Here is a 1,734-nt window from a genome sequence, read left to right as displayed (position 1 = left end):
CCTACGGCCCCGCCGACCCGGCCCCCGCCGGCCACCCCGACGGGGTTCCGCAACCCGGCCGCCGTACCCGCGCCGCCGCTCCGAAGGCATCCGCGGCCGAGCATGTGGCCCGCAGTCCCGAGGACGCCGCCGCCGCGCTCGGCGCCCTGCAGTCCGGCACCGCCGCGGCCCGCGCGGACGGTGCCGCCACCGACGTACCGACGAACGAGACCGACTACGAGGGGGGACCGGCTCGATGACCAGCCGCGACGCAGGCGACACGGCATGGGTACTGGAACCGATCCTCGAGGTGCCGCATGTCGTGGCCGCCGTCCTGCTCACCCGGGACGGCCTGGTCACGGGGTACACGGACGCGCTGTCCCGGCCCTCGGCCGAGCGGGTGGCCGCGATCACCAGCACCGTGCAGGGGGCGTGCCGGACCGCCACGGCCGCGTTCGCCGACCGGGACCGGGCCGAGATACGGCAGGTCGTCATCGAGTCGGACCACGGTTACGTCCTCATCGTGCCGACCGACCACGGCACCTGTGTGGCCGCGTACGGAAGCGGCGAGGTGCGTCTGGACCTGCTCGCGCACCGCTTGCACTCGCAGGTGGCACGGCTGGGCGAGAAGGCGATGGCCACCGCACCCCGAGGGAGCGACGACGGCGCTCCGGCATGACCGGCCGCCCCCTGGTCCCGGCGTATCTGTCCACCGGCGGCACCGCCCGCCCCAGCCGCCCGCACCTGGAACGGCTCTCGGTCCTCACCGCCAACCGCACACCGTCGCCGGTCGATCTCCCGGCCGCCGAACTGGCCCTCCTGGACGCTCTGGAGGAGGGCTCGCTGACGGTGGTGGAGGCCGCGGCCCTGCTCCGGCTCCCGGTCTCCGCCGTCCGTGTCCTGGCCGGCGCCCTCCTCGACCGGGACCTGGTGGTGTCCCGCGCCCCGGTCCCGCCCGCCGAACGGTTCGACCCCGACCTGCTGAAGAGAGTGGCCGATGGCCTCCGCGCCCTCAAGCACAGCTAGCAGCGCCCCCGGCACACCTGGCCGCGTCCATCTGCCGGACACCGCCCGCGATCTGGTGAAGATCCTGGTCACGGGCCCCTTCGGCGTGGGCAAGACGACCCTGATCGACTCGGTGTCCGAGATCGTGCCACTGCACACCGAGGAACAGCTCAGCGAGGCGTCCGCGCAGGTGGACGACCTGGAGGGGGTGCGGGACAAGTCGACGACCACCGTCGCCATCGACTTCGGCCGGATCAGCCTGGCGGGCGGCATCGTCCTGTACCTGTTCGGCACGCCCGGGCAGGAACGGTTCCGGGCCTTGTGGGACGACATCGCCTACGGCGCGCTGGGCGCCCTCGTCCTGGTCGACAGCCGTCGGATCGACGCCTCCTTCGACGTGCTCGGCCTGGTGGAGGAGACCGGGCTGCCGTACACGGTCGCCTTCAACACCTTTCCCGACGCGCAGAGCCACCACACCGGGGAACAGCTGCGTGCCGCCCTGGACCTGGAGCCCGGCACCCCGATGGTCACCTGTGACGCGCGGGACGCGAACTCCTCGATCGACGCACTGCTCACGCTGGTCCAGCACCTCATCGACCGCCACCCTTCGGAGAGCCGGTGACCACCTACCCCCCTGCCCGGCAGGACTTCTCCCGCTCCGCACCCGTGCGGCTGTGGGAGGACGGTTTCGCTTCTGACCCGTACCGCTACTACGACGACCTGCGGGCCCAGGGCCCGGTCGGCTGGGCG

At 73.0% G+C, this 1,734-nt stretch carries 3 protein-coding genes and 2 pseudogenes; all 5 read left to right on the top strand.

The window, feature by feature from the left end; translation table 11 throughout:
* Positions 1 to 239: pseudogene (locus TN53_RS40440) on the top strand (ATP-binding protein); the annotation flags it as partial.
* A complete protein-coding gene (locus TN53_RS40435; RefSeq protein ID WP_046263865.1) occupies positions 236 to 658 on the top strand; it encodes a roadblock/LC7 domain-containing protein in 423 nt (140 codons plus the stop codon). The pseudogene TN53_RS40440 and the gene TN53_RS40435, both read left to right, overlap by 4 nt.
* Positions 655 to 1,005: a DUF742 domain-containing protein gene (locus TN53_RS40430; protein WP_046263864.1), complete on the top strand. Its 351-nt coding sequence runs from the start codon at positions 655 to 657 to the stop codon at positions 1,003 to 1,005. The genes TN53_RS40435 and TN53_RS40430 overlap by 4 nt, the downstream gene beginning before the upstream one ends.
* Entirely contained in the window at positions 977 to 1,606 is a 630-nt protein-coding gene (locus tag TN53_RS40425) for a GTP-binding protein (RefSeq protein ID WP_046263863.1), read from the top strand. Before TN53_RS40430 ends, TN53_RS40425 begins: the two co-directional genes overlap by 29 nt.
* Positions 1,603 to 1,734: pseudogene (locus TN53_RS46160) on the top strand (cytochrome P450); the annotation flags it as partial. The gene TN53_RS40425 and the pseudogene TN53_RS46160, both read left to right, overlap by 4 nt.

The sequence above is a fragment of the Streptomyces sp. WM6386 genome (genome assembly GCF_000972385.1).
Taxonomy (GTDB): domain Bacteria; phylum Actinomycetota; class Actinomycetes; order Streptomycetales; family Streptomycetaceae; genus Streptomyces.
The sequence above is the reverse complement of the archived record's forward strand: the minus strand, read 5'-3'. Positions and strand labels throughout refer to the sequence as shown.